Raw genomic sequence first — 17,297 nt, 5'->3', positions numbered from 1 at the left:
ATGGCGGCAACGAGCCTCTGGCACATCGAAGGACGGTTGAAAGACCTGATTTCTTATGTGGAAAATCCAGAAAAGACCGTGCCGAATAAGGAGATGCAGGACTTCTTTGACGTGTTCTCCTATGTGAAAAATCCAGAGAAAACGGACAATGGAGAGTTTGTTTCCGCCATCAACTGTTTAAAAGAAACAGCGTTACAGCAGATGATTCTGACGAAAAAGCAGTACCAGAAGACAGGCGGGTATATCGCTTGGCACGGCTACCAGAGCTTCAAGCCAGACGAGGTAACGCCCGAACAATGCCACGAAATCGGCTTGAAACTGGCAAGGGAGATGTGGGGCGACAAGTACCAGATAATCGTTGCCACCCACCTTGACAGGGGGCATCTCCACAACCACTTCTGCTTCAACTCCGTTTCCTATCTGGATGGGAGCAAATATAATTACTCAAAATCGGAGCAGAAACGGCTAAGGGAAACGTCAGACCGCTTGTGCAGAGAGTACGGATTATCGGTGATTGAGAACCCGAAGAAAGCCCCTTCAAGACCGCTGTATCTGGATGAAAAGAGCGGCAAGCCGACACGCTACAACGTCTATCTGGAAGATTTGGCGGAGGCAATCAGCGGCAGTCGGGATATTCCGCACATGATGAGATACCTTACCGACAAAGGCTACGAGGTTGATTTTTCGGGCGGGCATTGGAAGATGAAGCTGCCGCAGTATAAGCATTTTACAAGATTAGATACGCTTGATGAACGCTTAACGCCCGATTTTATCCGCTCACATTTAGGCACAAGGGCAAGGTACGGGAACTATAAAGCGAGGATTTCCTACTCTCCCCATATGCCAGAGGAATATAAAAAGGCTTGGAAACCGCACCAGAAAACCACGGGAATCTTAGCGTTGTATTATTACTGGTGCTATCAGTTGGGGATATTCCCGAAAGGCACGGACTACAAGCCGACAAGCCCGCTGATGAAAGAGGAGCTTCGGAAACTGGACGAGATTACCGCACAGGTACGCTATATGTCAGAGCATGACATCTCCACCCTCTCCGATTTGCACGCCGACAGGGAGAAAAACCAGACGGAAATGGACATGCTTACCGACTATCGGCGGCACTTGCAGAATAAGATACGGCGTGCTTCACCCGCCGAGAAAGAAACGCTCCGAGAAGAAAAAAACGGAGTGACGGAGCAGATAACAGAACTGCGAAAGCGGCTGAAATATGCGGATGGAATTGAAAAACGCTCTGCCCACATTGATGATTGTTTAAACCAAATCCACGATACGGCTGAAAAACAGCGTTCAAACCAGAACGGGAGGGCAGGCAAAACAGACCGCAGGAGGGAGGAATCATTGCGATGAGCAGAAAGTCCGAAGAAGAAATACAGGCAATCATGGAGGAATACAGGGACGCCCCTATGGTAAATCCCGATAAAGTATATCCCCCTCTGCCGCCCGTCCAAAACGTCACTCCCCTTGTCCGTGTTCCAGAGCAGATGAGCTTTACCGAGAAAATCGGCGGCACGGAATACACCGTCGACGCCCATTTCCGAAAGGACGGGCGGGATTTGCTTTCCAAGCTTACGGATATTTTTATGCGTGGCATGCAGGGATATGAATGTTATAATGACGGGGATTGGAGTGGCGATGACGGAGCATAGCAGACCGCAGAAGAATTACCGCTTTAAAGCGTTGAAGTTTGAGGACAGGTATGGTACACTGTACCTACACTTCACAATACCGTGTCTGCTGTCGGAAAGGAGAACCTTATGAAAAGACAGCAGGAAAAATTTACCGCCTTGTACTGCCGTTTAAGCCAGGACGACGGACGGGAAGGCGAGAGCAACAGCATTGTAAACCAGAAAGAATATCTGATGAAGTACGCAAAGGAACACGGTTTCCCTAACCCGAAATTCTATGTGGACGACGGCTATACGGGTACGAATTTTGACCGCCCAAGCTTTAAGGAAATGTCGGCGGATATTGAAAAAGGGCTTGTAAAGACAGTCATTGTCAAAGATTTGTCACGCTTCGGCAGGAATTATATTGAGGTCGGCTCTTACTCCGAAATCATCTATCCCGAAGCGGGCGTGAGGTTCATCGCCATCATGGACAACGTGGACACTGGCAGCCTTGAGAGCAATGAATTTGCCGCCTTTACCAACCTTTTTAACGAATGGTATCCCAAAAGCACGAGCAAAAAGGTAAAGGAAGTTAAGAAAGCGAAGGGGCTTGCAGGCGAACATCTGGGTGCGCCGCCTTATGGATATTTACGGAATCCAGATGACAAGACCCGATGGCTTGTGGACGGGGAAGCGGCGGCAGTCGTCCGCAGGATATTCTCCCTCTGCATGCAGGGAAAGGGCGTGTCTGCCATAGCCACAACCCTCTGGAAAGACAGGACGCTTACCCCGTCAGCCTACAAAGCGTCAAAGGGAATCGGCGTTGCAAAAGTGTCGGAAGACCCGTATTGCTGGGAAACATCTGCCGTAGCCGCCATTCTGGAAAACGTAGCATATATCGGCATAACGGAAAGCTTCAAATCCACAAGGCTTGGCTTTAAGAGCAAAAAACGCATCCCCACCGCAAAGGACAGGCGGGCGTATATCGAAAATGCCCATGCCCCCATCATTGACAGGGATATATGGGAAAAGGTACAGATAATACGGGAAAACAAACGCAGACCGAACAAAAGCGGGATTACGAGCATGTTTTCTGGACTGCTCTATTGTGCCGACTGCGGGGCAAAGTTAAGCCTTGCCACTGCCAACGGATACGCCCATTTCCGCTGTTCGCAGTACAAACGGACGAGCCGCACGCAGAACTGCACGCAGCATTATATCCGAGAGGACGCATTAAACCAGTTGGTTTTGAAACAGCTTCAGCATTTCCTGTCCTATTTACAGCAGTTTGAGCGGGTATTTATCCGACGGCAGATAGACACCACCCTTGCGGAACGCCGATACGAACTGTCCGCAAAGCAGAAACAGATAGAAAAAGACGAAAAGCGGATGGATGAGCTTGACCGCCTGTTCCGCAAAATCTACGAGGACAATGTCAGCGGAAAACTGAATGACGAACGCTTTTACAAGCTGTCAGACGGATATGAAGCGGAGCAGGGACAGTTAAAGCGTGAAATCGAAGCGTTGACCGCAGAGGTCAGCCAAGCCGATATGGAAGTGACCAATGTAGCAAAGCTGATAGCCGTCACGAAGAAATATACCCGCATTGACGAACTCACGCCCGAAATCCTAAACGCATTTGTGGATAAAATCGTAATCCATGAGCGTGAGAAAAAGGACGGGAAACGGACACAGCAAATCGACATTTACTATTCCTATGTCGGGATTGTGGATATTCCCACAGACGAGGAAATGCGGGAAATGGAGCGGGAATATATGCGGCGTACTACACGTCAAACCGCCTGAATAAAGGCGAAAGCAGGAGTAAATCTGTACTCCTGCCGATACATATCTATTTTTATCCCTATCTGGTTTAACTCATCACCAACAACTCGAAGAGACTCTATAAATTGTTTAATTTCCTTTTTAGAATTTTTTGACTTTAAGTAACCATTTACTAATTTTAAAAATTTTAACAACATGATTTCTAGCATATCATATGGGAAAAAAAGCTTTTCTAGCTCGAGTATAAACAATGGAACTTGAGTATCAATTTTTCTTAAAATCAATTCGCCAATTAAATTTATGTACGTTAATTTTAAAGAACTTAAATTGTGTTTAAGAAAATTATAATCTTTAGTCCTTTCCGCAAGCTGATCTCCAAAAAATAATAAATCTTCATCAGAAATTAAAGTCATGGTATTCCCAAATACATATAATTCAAACCATGTCCAAGATTCGATTGAAAATAGATAATCTACCAACACTTTTCTATCTTCTATATTTCTTTCATAGTTTTGATCTAATGAATGTATCGCATTTTCAATAATGAATGACTGAATTCTTTGATATCGATCCGTCTCTTCACTCTGTAATACTTCGGTTAATAGATACTCTAATCCTTTAATATCCTGTTTCAAAAATAAAGTGGATATCTTCTTACCTAAAATAATATCTTTAGGTAATTCATAATTATTTAATTTATGGCCAAACTCTTCAAAAGTCATGTGGATTGATTCTATCGCTATTAATAATTTATCAGCACTTAACATCGTTTGCCCATTTTCAAATTTAGACAATTGTGCTATGCTTAACCCTTTCCTAGCAACATCCTTTTGTTTTAAGCCTCTGGCAATTCTCAGTTCCTTATATAATTCACCCAATTGAATTTTTCGATCTATATGCATAACTTATAATCCATTTCAATCATTAGTAATTACGTTTATTTTACCATATTAATAAAGGAAATTATATATTTTAAATTATTTTACTAAGAAAAAATCTTAGCCAGTAAAAATGAAAAAAGAGAGTGGGACAGAAATCGGTAATTCGTTAGAATTCGATTTCGTCGTCCCACCTCCGCACAGTTGAGTAGGGCTGTAAAAGCTGATGAAATCAGCGTAGTAGAGCCCACTCAACCACTGCGTCTTGCTCGACAATCCAAAAATAATTGAGAGGCTAGGACTTTTGTCCCAGCCTCTTCGAACATATTCAAACTGTTTTTCCTATAAAATAAGATTAATAATTCTTCATAATAGAAATTATGCTATTTTTTGAATCATTTGGGAGTATATTGAAACTTTCCGCCGTGAGAAAAGTGCTTGAAACAATCTTGTTTCAAGCACTCGGGAGTTTTGAGAGTAAAACAGTTCGGGGAACTGTTTTAGCCTGAGCTCAGAAATTAAAAAGCGAAGGGGCTCAAAACGAATTGAATACGGGCCACAGATTGTGCCAAAAAGATAAGTTCTCCTAGAATCGAAAGATTCTGCGTCAAACATCCTATTTTGACTTTATCCGCAAACGCCCTTTGTATCTTAATTAGTCATGGAACTTCCTGGATTGCTGAAATCATCCACCGGATAATTTCACCTAACGCCCGTACTCACCTAAGGAAAGTTTCTAAATTTTCTTTATCATCAATCCGAAGAAAGGTTTAGCTAACTTTTCTTTTCAAACAATCTTTAGAAATCTTATCCACCAAGGTAGGCCTTGCGGACTTCTTCTGAGGCTAAGAGTTCTTTTCCTGTTCCGGAAAGAACGACTTTCCCTGTTTCCAAAACATAACCTCGGTCTGCGATAGCAAGAGCCTTGTTGGCATTTTGCTCGATCAAGAGAACCGTTGTCCCTTGTTTTTGGATATCTTGGATGATATCAAAGATTTCTTGGATAAAGATTGGAGCCAATCCCATAGAAGGTTCATCCAGAAGCAAGAGTTTTGGCGTTGACATGAGTGCACGACCCATTGCGAGCATTTGTTGTTCCCCACCAGATAGGGTTGCTGCATCTTGGTTCTTCCGTTCTTCCAAACGTGGGAAACGAGAAAAGACTTTCTTCAAGTTAGCTTGATTTTCTTCTCGATCTTTCTTCAAGAAAGCTCCCATCTCCAAGTTTTCCATAACAGTTAAGCCTGGAAAGACGTGGCGGCCTTCTGGAACTTGAGAGAGTCCTGCTGCTACAATCTTTTGAGCCGGAACCTTTTGAATCTCCTGACCTAAAAACTCGATTTTCCCAGCACTTGGACGCACCAAACCTGAAATCGTACGAAGAATAGATGTTTTCCCAGCACCGTTAGCACCGATAAGAGAAACAACTTCCCCTTCATTCACCTCGAAACTGACATCACGGACAGCCTGGATCATGCCATAGTGTACAGAAAGATTTTCAACTTTTAACATAGACATTAGGCTTCACCTCCTAGATAGGCTTCGATTACGCGTTTGTTGGTCTTGATTTCATCTGGCGTACCATGGGCAATCAAGCGACCATATTCCAATACATAAATCCGTTCCGTTACTTCCATAACCAAACTCATATCGTGCTCGATCAGCATGATCGTAATATTAAATTCTTTTTGAATGCGACGGATCAATTGGGTTAATTCTGCTGTTTCTTGAGGGTTCATCCCTGCAGCAGGTTCATCCAAGAAGAGGATTTTTGGCTCTGTCGCAAGGGCACGAACGATCTCCAAGTGACGTTGTTGTCCGTAAGCTAAATTTTTGGCCAAGGTATCTGCTTCTTTTTCCAAACCAAAAATCGCTAACAATTCAAGGGCTTTCGCTTTCAAAGCTTCTTCATTCTTGTAATAGCTTGGCAAGCGGAAAAGACTCGCAAAGACATGTGGCTTGTGGTGATTGGCAAAGGCAATCAAGACATTGTCCAAAACGCTCAAATCTTTAAAGAGACGAATATTTTGGAAAGTCCGTCCCAGACCACCAGCAGCGATTTTATAAGGTGCTTTACCATTTAGTAGCTGACCATCTAAGGTAATGGTCCCTTCACTTGGTTCATATACCCCTGTTAGGAGGTTGAAGAGGGTTGTTTTCCCGGCACCGTTGGGTCCGATCAACCCAACCAATTCCCCTTCATTGAGTTCCATGGTCACATCCCCAACGGCTGTCAAACCACCAAAGTTTTTTGTTAAATTTTTTACTTCAAGAAGTGCCATTAGTTAGCCTCCTTTTTTGAGAGTAGTTTTTTCAAGCTGAATTCCCATGTTCCAAGAAGACCACCTGGACGGAAGATCATCACGAGAATCAAAGCCAATGAGTAAATGATCATACGTACACTTGAGAAGTCTTGAAGCACCATGTTCAAGATCCCCAAGACGATGGCTGCTACAACTGTTCCTGACATGGATCCCAAACCACCAAACACGACAATGATCAAGACATTAATAGTATTGGTGAAAGAGTAATCTTTAGGAACAACAGAGCCGATAAAGCCGGCTTGGAGAGATCCAGCAATCGCCGCTGTGATCGCACCAAATACAAAGGCAATGACTTTGACTTTGGTCGTATTGATCCCAACAGATTCTGCTGCGATTTCATCTTCACGAACAGAAAGGGTAGAGCGTCCAATTGGACTGCGTAAGAAGTTAATCGTAAAGATCGTTGTAATGACAACAAAGAGGTAAACCAATTGCCAAGTTGTAAAGGCAGGCAAACCAAGGATCCCAGCAGCACCATTTGTTAGAGTACCACCATTGACGATCAAGATCCGGATGATTTCAGAAACCCCAAGTGTCGCAATCGCGAGGTAGTCCCCTTTCAACCGAAGGGTTGGAACCCCAACGATCAAGGCAACGACACCAGCAATCAACGCACCTAAAACCATCGCACCAAAGAAAGCACCATAGGTTGGTGATTTGGAACCGAGAATAGCTGCAGAGTAGGCACCAATCGCCATAAATCCGGCATGACCGAGTGAGAATTGACCTGAGAAACCAACAATGAGGTTCAAGCCAACTGCAAGGATAATATTAATTCCGATTTGTTCTAAAATTTGGATATAGAAGAGGTTGAGCACACCCGCTGCAACCAAGACTTGGATCAAGGCAAAACCTGCGACCAAAAGACCAAGCCAGACTAAATTCACTTTTAAATTTTGTTTCATGGCTTACACCTTCTCTTTCACATTTTTACCGAGGATACCTGCTGGACGGATGAGCAAGATCACAATCAAGATGGCATACACAATGGCATCACGGAAGTCTGAAAGACCGATCGCTGTAGCGAAGGTTTCCAACAAACCGATAACAAATCCACCTAGGGCAGCACCTGGAATGATTCCGATTCCTCCAAGAACGGCTGCGACAAAGGCTTTGATCCCTGGTGTCATCCCCATCAAAGGCTCGATCGAGTTGTAGTACAAACCGATCAAGACCCCACCAGCACCTGCCAAGGCTGAACCCAAAGCAAAGGTGAAGCTGATCGTACGGTTTACGTTAATCCCCATCAATTGAGCCGCATCACTATCGACAGATACAGCACGCATGGCTTTCCCCATCTTTGTCTTTTGGATAATAAATTGAAGAGCGACCATCAAGAAAACAGACACTCCCAAGATCATCAACTGAATGTTGGAGATGGAAATCGGACCGAAGTTGTAACGAACCGTGTGAATAACTTGAGGGAAGGAACGGGTATTGGCACCGACGAAGAAGACCATCCCATATTCAAGCAAGAAGGAGACACCGATGGCTGTGATCAAGGCAGCAATCCGAGTCGAATGACGAAGCGGACGATAAGCCAGGTATTCAATCACAACCCCTAAAATAGCTGTCCCAACCATGGCTAGAAGCAAGGCTACAAAGAAGTTCACTTTCCATGAATTCAATAAGAAATACCCCATAAAGGCACCTACCATGTAGATATCCCCATGGGCAAAGTTGATCAATTTGATAATTCCATACACCATGGTATAACCAAGGGCCAAGAGTGCATAGACACTTCCCAAGATTAGACCGTTCACTAATTGCTGGAGCATTTGAACCATCCTTTCTAACAATAAAGAGCGAGGCCAGGAATTTTTATTCTCCCAGCCTCTTGTACAAACAACAAATGATAATTATGGTTTAACAGACTCAACAGATTTGACTTTACCATCTTTCAAGCCAATCATAAGAGCTGATTTAACCGGGTTGTGGTTCTTGTCAATTGACATTGTACCAGTCACACCTTCCAAGTCTTTCAACTTCGCAAGGTTATCTTTCAATTCGACAGAGTTCTTAGCACCCTTAGATGCTTCGGCAACCATGTAAACTGAATCATAAGCCAAAGCAGCGAACATTGAAGGTTCTTCATTGTATTTCGCTTTGTATGCTTCTACGAATTTCTTGGCTTTATCAGTCATTTCACCTTCAGTAGAGAATCCAGCTACGTAGTAGATGTCTGTAGCTGCAGCAGGTGTTGCTTGTTCAACGAATTTAGCATCACTAAATCCATCCCCACCAATGATTGGTTGTTTGATTCCCATACCACGCGCTTGGTTTACGATCTTACCAGTTTCTGTGTAGTAACCTGGAAGAACAATCGCATCGAAGTCTTTATCTTTGATTTTTGTAAGGGCAGCTTGGAAGTCTGTATCCTTAGATTGGAAGGTTTCTGTTGCTACGATTTCACCTTTGTAAGATTTCTTGAAGGCTTCAGCAATCCCTTTCGCATAGTCAGATGAGTTATCGTAGTATAGAACGACTTTCTTCGCTTTCAAGTTATCAGTTGTGTATTTAGCAATGATTTTTCCTTGGAAGCTATCGATGAAGGTTGCACGGAAAAGGTAATCTTGACCTTTTGTCAAATCATCTTGAGTTGCTGATGGTGTAACCAATGGCACACCTGCTTTACCAGCATTGGCAACCGCTGCTGCAGTAGCACCTGAAGTTGCAGGTCCAACAAGAGCGTTCACTTTTGATTGAGTGACAAGGTTTGTAGTGACTGTAGCTGCTTCAGCTGTTTCAGACTTGTTATCTTTATCTGTGACAACGATCTTTTTGCCATCAGCTCCACCCTTAGCGTTGATTTCATCAACGGCCAATTGAGCACCTTTTTGTTCAGCGCTACCGTAGGCTGCTACTTCACCAGTTTTTTCAAAGTTAAAACCGACTTTTAGTTCCTTGCCGATTTCGTTACCAGTTGTGTTTGAACCTGAAGTAGAAACTTCACCACAAGCAGCAAGAAGAGCGACGCTTGCAATGGTTAAAAATGAAAGAGCAAATTTTTTCTTCATTTGTAATGATCTCCTTAAATGAATCTTAAATTAAATACATTAAGAATATACCGAATTATCTGACAATTGTCAATAAAAAAAGCACAATCCATCAAATGATTGCGTTTTCTAAACTTCTGTGACCACAGATGGGGTCTCCAATCGTTGCAAACTCCCCACAAAATCTGTATCTAAATCTTTGAGATGGCAAGGCAAGACCTTTTTGACATAACGTTCTTTTTTTAAGTCTTCCATGACTTGATCGGCCTTGTCACTGTCCACATACAATTGGACATAACGGCATTTCTTAGAATGGTACAAGACATCTCCGACAGATTGTAATTTTTTTCCGTCTCGATTGTAATACAATTTAACAATCAAGCCTGTTCTTTCTTGTTTCTCAAACATGGTCAATCCCTTTCTCGTTCTGTTACTAGTATATCAAATTTCAAGAAAAAGAACTACTCTTTTATGAGAGCAAAAAAGAGAGTGGGACAGAAAATGGTAATTCGTTAGAATTCGATTTCATCGTCCCACCTCCGCACAGTTGAGTAGGGCTGTAAAAGCTGATGAAATCAGCGTAGTAGAGCCCACTCAACCACTGCGTTTTGCTCGACAATCCAAAAATAATTGAGAGGCTAGGACTTTTGTCCCAGCCTCTTGACGGACCTTCCCATAGGATGGTTTAGTCCAATTTATTATTGGCCATGATTTCATCAATAAAGCCATATTCAAGTGTTTCTTGCGCGCTCATCCAATTGTCACGTTCAGCATCAGCATGCACTTTTTCAATGGATTGACCTGAATTTTCCGCAAGGATTTTTTCCAAGTTATTCCGTGTTTTGAGCAAGTGTTCTGCTGCAATCGCCATATCGGTTTGTTGGGTACCACCACCAGTACCACCCATTGGTTGGTGAATCATATACTCGGCGTTTGGCAACATGAAGCGTTTGCCCTTCGCGCCGCTTGAAGCGATAATTGTTCCCATAGAAGCTGCCATCCCCATGACAATGGTTTGGACATCTGACTTGATAAAGTTCATGGTATCTACAATGGCTAGACCTGCCGAGACAGAGCCACCTGGTGTATTGATATACATATAGATATCTTTTGTATTATCTTGGGCATCCAAGAAGAGCAATTGAGCGATAATGGAGTTAGCCATTTGGTCCTCAACTGGTCCTGTTACCATGATAATTCGATCTTTCAACAGACGGGAATAAATATCGTAAGAACGTTCTCCACGACTGGTTTGTTCAATAACTACTGGAATCATCTATTCTTCTCCTTTAGTATCCATTCATTCTCACAATTCGTGAGGTTCAAAGTATATGTGCTATTATAAACCAATGGTCAAAAAAGGTCAAATCTTAAGCACCTTTCGGACGAATCATGAATGGTTTCTTATTTGGTACCGAATAAACGGTCACCCGCATCTCCAAGACCAGGAACAATGTAGCCATGTTCATTCAAATGATCATCGAGGGCTGCTGTAAAGATATCAACATCTGGGTGAGCTTCTTGAAGAGCTTTCACCCCTTCTGGCGCTGATACTAGGCAGACAAATTTGATATGGCTAGCGCCACGTTTTTTCAAGGAATCAATCGCTAGAATAGCGGATCCACCCGTAGCAAGCATCGGGTCTACTACAAAGATACGACGTTGATCAATATCTTCTGGCAATTTCACCAAGTATTCAACTGGTTTCAAGGTTTCTTCATCACGGTACATCCCGATATGGCCAACCTTAGCAGCTGGTACCAAACTCAAGAGACCATCGACCATCCCAATCCCTGCACGAAGAATTGGGACAATAGCCAATTTCTTCCCTGCGATTTGCTTTTGAACGGTTTTAGTAATAGGAGTTTCAATTTCAACATCTTCAAGAGGCAATTCACGCAACACTTCGTAGCCCATCAACATAGCAATTTCATCTACCAATTCACGAAAGGCCTTCGTAGAGGTATCCGTGCGGCGGAGAATAGACAATTTGTGTTGAATCAGTGGATGTGTAATAACTTCTAATTTTCCCATTTTGAGATCCTTCTTTCTAAGCTGTTATTTTTCAAAAAAGAACTATGATAAAAGTGGAGTCAAGCTCTACTCTTTCTTTCAGTCCCTCTTTGATACTCACAGCACATGGAAATCTTCATTTCCAACTTTACATTCTTCTTATTATACCAAATTTTACAAAAAAAAGAGAGCCCTTACACTTAATTTTTTAAGTTCGGACTCACTCTTTCTATCAATCAATTACAACCATTCTTTGTATTTCTTAATATAGATACGTTTGACAACCGTCACACTCAGCATATAAAGGACGATAATAGCAAACAATAGAACAAAGTACAATCCATTTAGTTGGCTCAACTTCAAGATAGAAGCCAAAGGACTATATGGAAGGGAGGTTACAAAGAAGGCTGCTGCTAGGGTCGTCACCACGACTGAGAAGGCTGGACGACTTTGGATAAATGGCAGTTTTGGTGAACGCAACATATGGATAACCATGGTTTGAGACCACATGGATTCGATAAACCATCCAGTTTGGAACACCATGATAAAGGCTGCTGCATCTGCTGCTCCATGGTTGTAGCCATGACCTAAAATCATAGGAACAACAAGGAAGTAAAGAAGCATGTAGGTAATAATATCAAATACAGATGAAATGGGACCAATCCAGGCCATAAAACGCATGATAGAGTTTGCTTCCCAGATACGAGGTTTCTTGAGGAATTCCTTGTCGACATTGTCAAAAGGAAGGGCGATACAAGAAAGATCATAGATAAGATTGAGCACAATCAAATGAACGGGAGCCATTGGAAGGAAAGGCAAAAAGATGCTGGCAAAGAGCAGAGAAAAGATGTTCCCGAAGTTAGAAGAGACCGTCATCTTGATGTACTTGGTCATATTGGCATAGACCTTGCGGCCTTCGACCAAGCCTTTTTCAAGAACCATCAAGTCCTTATCTAGAAGGATGACATCTGCTGTTTCCTTGGCAATATCCACAGCGGTATCCACGGAGATCCCAACGTCTGAGACCTTCATGGATGGAGCATCGTTAATCCCATCTCCCATGTAACCCACCTTGTGGCCATTGTTCTTGAGACAGAGGATGATCCGCGCTTTTTGATCTGGTGATAATTTGGCAAAGACCGTTGTTGTTTCCACAACTTGTGCTAACTCTTGGTCTGTCATCGTATCGATTTCGCTTCCCAAAAGTATCCGCTCGACATCTAGTCCTACTTTTTCACAGACAGCTTGGGTGACCTTATCATTGTCGCCAGTTAAGATCTTAGTGGTAACCCCATATTCTGCAAGAGCTTTGATCGCTGGAGCTGCAGAAGGTTTTGGTGGATCAAGAAAGGCCAGGTAACCGGTTAGGATCATGTCTCCTTCATCTTCAACACTAAAGATTTCATTTTCGTCCAAGTCGGTTTTGTAGCTGACGCCCAAAACACGAAGACCTTGTTCATTTAATTGAGCGACCTCAGCGAGGACCTCTTGACGGACCTCGTCTGTTAATCGTTTGATATCACCCTTGTACTCAACATAAGTCGATACAGAAAGCATTTCTTCCAAGGCACCCTTGGTCACCATGCTGACCACACCGTCTTCGTCTTTAACAATGACACTCATGCGACGACGTTCAAAATCAAAGGGCAATTCATCTATCTTATGGAAGGTTTGATCTAGATCTCGGACGATCTCATGTTTCTTGGCTTCTTTATGGGTTCGATTGATAATCGCCCGGTCCATCAAATTTTTTAGCCCAGTTTGGAAATAGGAATTCAAGTAAGCCCGACGAAGAACTGATAGATCCAATTCGCCATGGATATCAAGCGGATACTCCAAAACGATTTCATCTTGGGTCAAGGTACCTGTCTTATCTGTACACAAAATATCAATAGCCCCAAGGTCTTGGATGGCATTGAGTTTTTTGATAACGACTTTTTCCTTGGCCATGATGATGGAGCCCTTAGCAAGACTCGCTGTAATAATCATCGGCAACATTTCAGGAGTCAAACCAACCCCAACGCTGAGGGCAAAGACACCCGCTTCTAACCAGTCACCATCTGTTAGGCCATTGATCACAAAGACAACGGGCACCATCACTAACATGAGCCGAATCAAGAGCCAAGAGATGGTATTCATTTCTCTCTCAAATGAGGTTGGTTCGTCATAGGTGTTGATGGTTTGCTCAATAGCGCCCATCATGGTTTCATCCCCCACGACCAAGACCAAGGCTGTCGCCCGTCCGGAGATGACATTGGTTCCCATGAAGGCCAAACTTTCACTCTCCAAGAGACTATCTAGATTTTGACTGTCAGCTTTTCTGAGACAAACCTTTTCAACAGCATCACTTTCCCCTGTGAGACCAGATTGTTGGACAAAGAAGTCACGAGAATCAATCAAGACCACATCTGCTGGAATCATATCGCCGGCACTCAGTTTGATCACATCCCCTACGACGATTTCATCGATCGGAATTTCTTGTTCCGATCCATCACGCAGAACGGTCGCTGTATTGACAATCATACGTGATAAGTTGCTAGCTGCTTTGTCACTCCGCAATTCTTGAATGAAGCGGATACCACCAGAGATCAAGACCAAGGTCACAATGATGATGGAGGTCGTTGGATCCTGTTCACCTGGTTTTGCTAGCCAGACATTGGTGATGAAGGAAACCAGCGCAATGACCAACAAAATCACTGTAAAAGGATTGATGATGGATTCGTAGATCTTTTTGATCATGGAATCTTCTTGACCTTTTGTGATGACATTTTCGCCATAAATATCGTGGTTTTCTTCTACTTGATCGTCAACTAGACCAAGGGCACTGGTTTTGTAGGTGGCAAAGGTGCTTTCAAGTGGTGCTTGAAGAGCAGCAATGAGTCTTTCTTTATTTGTTTGCATTGGTATCTCCTTTTTCAATCAGGAGCCAATCACTTTTGGAGTCCCTACGACACAAATCAGCGATTGGCTGGTTCGGTACGGTTCGGGATGATCGTCGATTTGTATCATAGCTCTCTCCTTTTTCTTTTCTTGGTAAGGCATAAAAAAGAGTCCTACCTTCGATCGGTAGGACTCATGAAACTCGTCATTAATTTTTCAATCAAAACTCTCAAAAAACTGACCGTCCAAGCTTTAGCTCCGCAAGGCAATGAAATGAGCTTAGTCTTGACCTTTGCGATCAGGACTGTTGACCAACGAGTAGTGTCTCCACTGCTTTGCGGTAGTCATCCGTATCCTTGTGGTAGCCTCACCTACCGTATTTCGAGTTTATTGTACTCCTTCACTTACAGAAAGTCAACACTTATTTGAGAAAAGTTTCCACCAAGCGTTTGGTGATTTCTTCAATGAGGGTGAAAGGGGCTGCTACATTGAGGCGAGCATGCAAGTTTCCTTCTTTTCCAAAATCTGTTCCACGGTTCAAAATCAATTTGGCTTGGTCATGAATTTTAGCATGCAGCTCATCATCGGTATAAGGATAGGCTGAAAAGTCCAACCAAAGAAGATAGGTTCCTTGGGGTTTCATGACACGGATTTTGGTCTTTGCATGCAATTCATCTACCACATAGTCGATGTGTTTTTCAAAGACTTGCTTGAGCTCTGTCAACCAAGGTTTACCATGGCGATAAGCCGCTTCTGTTGCAATATAGCCCAATCCTGAAATTTCATGTTGATTATTAGCCAATTGCCGTTGTTTAAAAGCCGTACGAAGCTTTGGATTTTCAATGACCACATAGGAATTTTTTGTTCCTGCAATATTGAAAGTCTTGGTTGCACTGGTTAAGATCAAGCTGAAATCTTTAAAGCTTGGATCAACTGTGTTAAAGCTGGTATGACGGTGGCCAAACAAGGCCAAATCTTGGTGGATCTCATCTGAAACGAGAAGGACACCATGTTTTTGACAGAGGTGGCCGATTTTTTCCAAGACTTCACGATCCCATACACGGCCTCCAGGATTGTGCGGATTACACAAAACATAGAGTTTCACCTCTTGCTCCACAATGTCTTTTTCCAGCTGATCAAAATCAATTTGGAAAAGACCATCCTTTTCAATTAATGAATTTTCGATCAATTTTCGACGATTGAGCTTGACACTTCGGGCAAATGGAGGATAGACCGGCGTATTGATTAAGACAGCATCCCCTTCCTTGGTGAAGGCTTGAATAGCTGTTGAAATGGCTGGAACAACACCTTCGATAAAGACGACAGCTTCCTTGTCAAAGGAATAGCCATGCTCTTCTTTTTCCCAATCAAGGATAGACTGGTAGAGGCTATCCGATGCATAGGTGTAGCCATAGACCATTTGGTCTGCATAGCCGATAACAGCTTCTCGTACTTCTGGAATGACATTAAAATCCATGTCCGCGATCCAAGCCGGAATGATTTCTGGATCTGTCTCAGTTTCTTTCCACTTGTAGGTATGGTGGGTCAAGCGATTCGGTAAAGTCGTGAAATCATATTTGGTCATCTTAAGCCTCCAATGCTTGTTTCAAATCTTCAATCAAATCATCCGCATCTTCGATTCCGATGGACAAACGAAGAAGATCATCTGTCAAACCATATGAATGGCGAACTTCTGCAGGAATGTCCGCATGGGTTTGAGTGGTAGGATAAGTGATCAAACTTTCAACTCCGCCAAGGCTTTCTGCAAAGGTAAAGACTTGAAGGGAATTCAACAAGTTGGGAATTTTTTTCTCATCTTGAATTTTAAAGGAGACCATTCCACCTTTTCCAGTGTAGAGGACTTCTTTGACCTGAGGGGAGGTTTTCAAAAACTCGACTACCTTGCGGGCATTCTCAGTGGAGCGCTCCATCCGGATAGAGAGTGTCTTGAGACCACGGATCAACAGATAGCTGTCAAATGGGGAAAGAACAGCACCTGTCGTGTTCAAATTGTAAAAGAGTTTGTCATACAAGTCTGCCTCATTTGTCACGACAACACCAGCCAAGACATCGTTGTGACCAGCTAGGTACTTGGTTGCTGAATGAAGAACAATATCTGCTCCCTCTTCAATTGGGCGTTGATAGATAGGGCTATAGAAGGTATTGTCCACCACTACTTTAGCACCTTTTGCATGGGCCAATTTGGCTAAATGAGCAATATCAAATTCCAACATCAATGGATTGGTTGGTGTTTCAATATAGAGGACATCCACCGGATCATGATCTAGATGGTGGATCAGTTCTTCTTCCGTATTGGCATAGGTGAAAGAGAAACGACCTTCTTGCTCTTGTTGGTTAAACCAGCGGAAAGAACCGCCATAAAGGTCACGAACGGCTAAGACTTTTGAACCAACTGGGAAAATGCTAAAAGCAAGCACGATGGCTGACATTCCAGAGCTTGTCGCCAAAGCATAGTCTGCACTTTCGATAGCTGCCAAAGTCTTCTCAGCTGTTGCGCGTGTTGGATTTTTCGTACGGGTATAGTCAAAACCTGTAGACTGACCAAATTCTGGGTGTTGGTAAGTCGTAGAGAAATGCAAAGGAGTTGTCAAAGCTCCCGTTGCTTTATCCGACTTGATTCCTGCCTGTGCCAAGATCGTATTGATATTGCGTTTTTTACTCATATTACCCTCCGATAAACATTCAATCTAACTGATTACTATTTTATCACTATTATGAGGAGAGCGGTTTTCCCATTTTCAAGACCTAGCTATAGTTTCAAACTATAAGAAAAGG

The 17,297-nt window shown here is 43.1% G+C and carries 15 protein-coding genes and 1 riboswitch; of the genes, 3 read left to right on the top strand and 12 right to left on the bottom strand.

Going from position 1 to position 17,297, the window contains the following annotated elements:
- From O3646_RS00260 to O3646_RS00250, 3 genes are all read left to right on the top strand, one after another.
- Positions 1-1,365: a relaxase/mobilization nuclease domain-containing protein gene (locus O3646_RS00260; protein ID WP_071132117.1), complete on the top strand. Its 1,365-nt coding sequence runs from the start codon at positions 1-3 to the stop codon at positions 1,363-1,365.
- Complete coding sequence (locus O3646_RS00255; protein WP_071132118.1) at positions 1,362-1,664, top strand: hypothetical protein; 303 nt, start codon at positions 1,362-1,364, stop codon at positions 1,662-1,664. The genes O3646_RS00260 and O3646_RS00255 overlap by 4 nt, the downstream gene beginning before the upstream one ends.
- A gap of 108 nt (positions 1,665-1,772) precedes the next feature.
- The gene (locus tag O3646_RS00250) at positions 1,773-3,431 is read left to right on the top strand and encodes a recombinase family protein (RefSeq protein ID WP_071132119.1); all 1,659 of its coding nucleotides are present in this window, start codon (positions 1,773-1,775) and stop codon (positions 3,429-3,431) included.
- Here the strand turns inward: O3646_RS00250 and O3646_RS00245 are convergent.
- The 12 genes from O3646_RS00245 to O3646_RS00190 form a co-directional block, all read right to left on the bottom strand.
- Positions 3,419-4,312 carry an Rgg/GadR/MutR family transcriptional regulator gene (locus O3646_RS00245; RefSeq protein WP_155124702.1) on the bottom strand — a complete coding sequence of 298 codons (894 nt, stop codon included), beginning with the start codon at positions 4,310-4,312 and terminating at the stop codon, positions 3,419-3,421. The genes O3646_RS00250 and O3646_RS00245 overlap by 13 nt on opposite strands.
- A 783-nt stretch (positions 4,313-5,095) precedes the next feature.
- The gene (locus O3646_RS00240) at positions 5,096-5,806 is read right to left on the bottom strand and encodes an ABC transporter ATP-binding protein (protein WP_003008277.1); all 711 of its coding nucleotides are present in this window, start codon (positions 5,804-5,806) and stop codon (positions 5,096-5,098) included.
- Complete coding sequence (locus O3646_RS00235; RefSeq protein ID WP_003005595.1) at positions 5,806-6,570, bottom strand: ABC transporter ATP-binding protein; 765 nt, start codon at positions 6,568-6,570, stop codon at positions 5,806-5,808. Before O3646_RS00235 ends, O3646_RS00240 begins: the two co-directional genes overlap by 1 nt.
- A complete protein-coding gene (locus tag O3646_RS00230; protein WP_003008278.1) occupies positions 6,570-7,517 on the bottom strand; it encodes a branched-chain amino acid ABC transporter permease in 948 nt (315 codons plus the stop codon). The genes O3646_RS00235 and O3646_RS00230 overlap by 1 nt, the downstream gene beginning before the upstream one ends.
- A gap of 3 nt (positions 7,518-7,520) precedes the next feature.
- Positions 7,521-8,390 carry a branched-chain amino acid ABC transporter permease gene (locus O3646_RS00225; RefSeq protein ID WP_049515409.1) on the bottom strand — a complete coding sequence of 290 codons (870 nt, stop codon included), beginning with the start codon at positions 8,388-8,390 and terminating at the stop codon, positions 7,521-7,523.
- Positions 8,391-8,471: 81 nt separating this feature from the next.
- Positions 8,472-9,629, bottom strand: a complete 1,158-nt coding sequence (locus O3646_RS00220; RefSeq protein ID WP_023918808.1) for an ABC transporter substrate-binding protein — start codon at positions 9,627-9,629, stop codon at positions 8,472-8,474.
- A 108-nt stretch (positions 9,630-9,737) separates the two neighbouring features.
- Positions 9,738-10,016, bottom strand: coding sequence for a DUF2129 domain-containing protein (locus tag O3646_RS00215; RefSeq protein ID WP_023918810.1), 279 nt, complete (start codon positions 10,014-10,016; stop codon positions 9,738-9,740).
- 277 nt (positions 10,017-10,293) lie between these two features.
- Positions 10,294-10,884, bottom strand: coding sequence for an ATP-dependent Clp protease proteolytic subunit (locus O3646_RS00210; RefSeq protein ID WP_003008286.1), 591 nt, complete (start codon positions 10,882-10,884; stop codon positions 10,294-10,296).
- Between the two features lie 128 nt (positions 10,885-11,012).
- The gene (gene upp / locus O3646_RS00205; protein WP_003005574.1) at positions 11,013-11,642 is read right to left on the bottom strand and encodes a uracil phosphoribosyltransferase; all 630 of its coding nucleotides are present in this window, start codon (positions 11,640-11,642) and stop codon (positions 11,013-11,015) included.
- A 219-nt stretch (positions 11,643-11,861) separates the two neighbouring features.
- Positions 11,862-14,522 (bottom strand): magnesium-translocating P-type ATPase, encoded by a 2,661-nt coding sequence (gene mgtA / locus O3646_RS00200; protein WP_371610342.1) that lies wholly within the window; start codon positions 14,520-14,522, stop codon positions 11,862-11,864.
- Between the two features lie 207 nt (positions 14,523-14,729).
- Positions 14,730-14,887, bottom strand: a riboswitch (M-box (ykoK) riboswitch).
- A gap of 35 nt (positions 14,888-14,922) precedes the next feature.
- Entirely contained in the window at positions 14,923-16,086 is a 1,164-nt protein-coding gene (locus O3646_RS00195; RefSeq protein WP_195424120.1) for a MalY/PatB family protein, read from the bottom strand.
- A gap of 1 nt (position 16,087) precedes the next feature.
- On the bottom strand, positions 16,088-17,185 hold the full coding sequence (locus O3646_RS00190) for a cystathionine gamma-synthase (protein ID WP_049471747.1): 1,098 nt from the start codon (positions 17,183-17,185) through the stop codon (positions 16,088-16,090).
- Positions 17,186-17,297 lie beyond the last annotated feature (112 nt).

It is taken from the genome of Streptococcus sp. 27098_8_148, assembly GCF_041432105.1.
In the GTDB taxonomy this organism is placed as follows: Bacteria; Bacillota; Bacilli; order Lactobacillales; family Streptococcaceae; genus Streptococcus; species Streptococcus parasanguinis_AE.
Note: the sequence above shows the minus strand (reverse complement) of the source record. Positions and strands in the feature narration are given on the sequence as shown.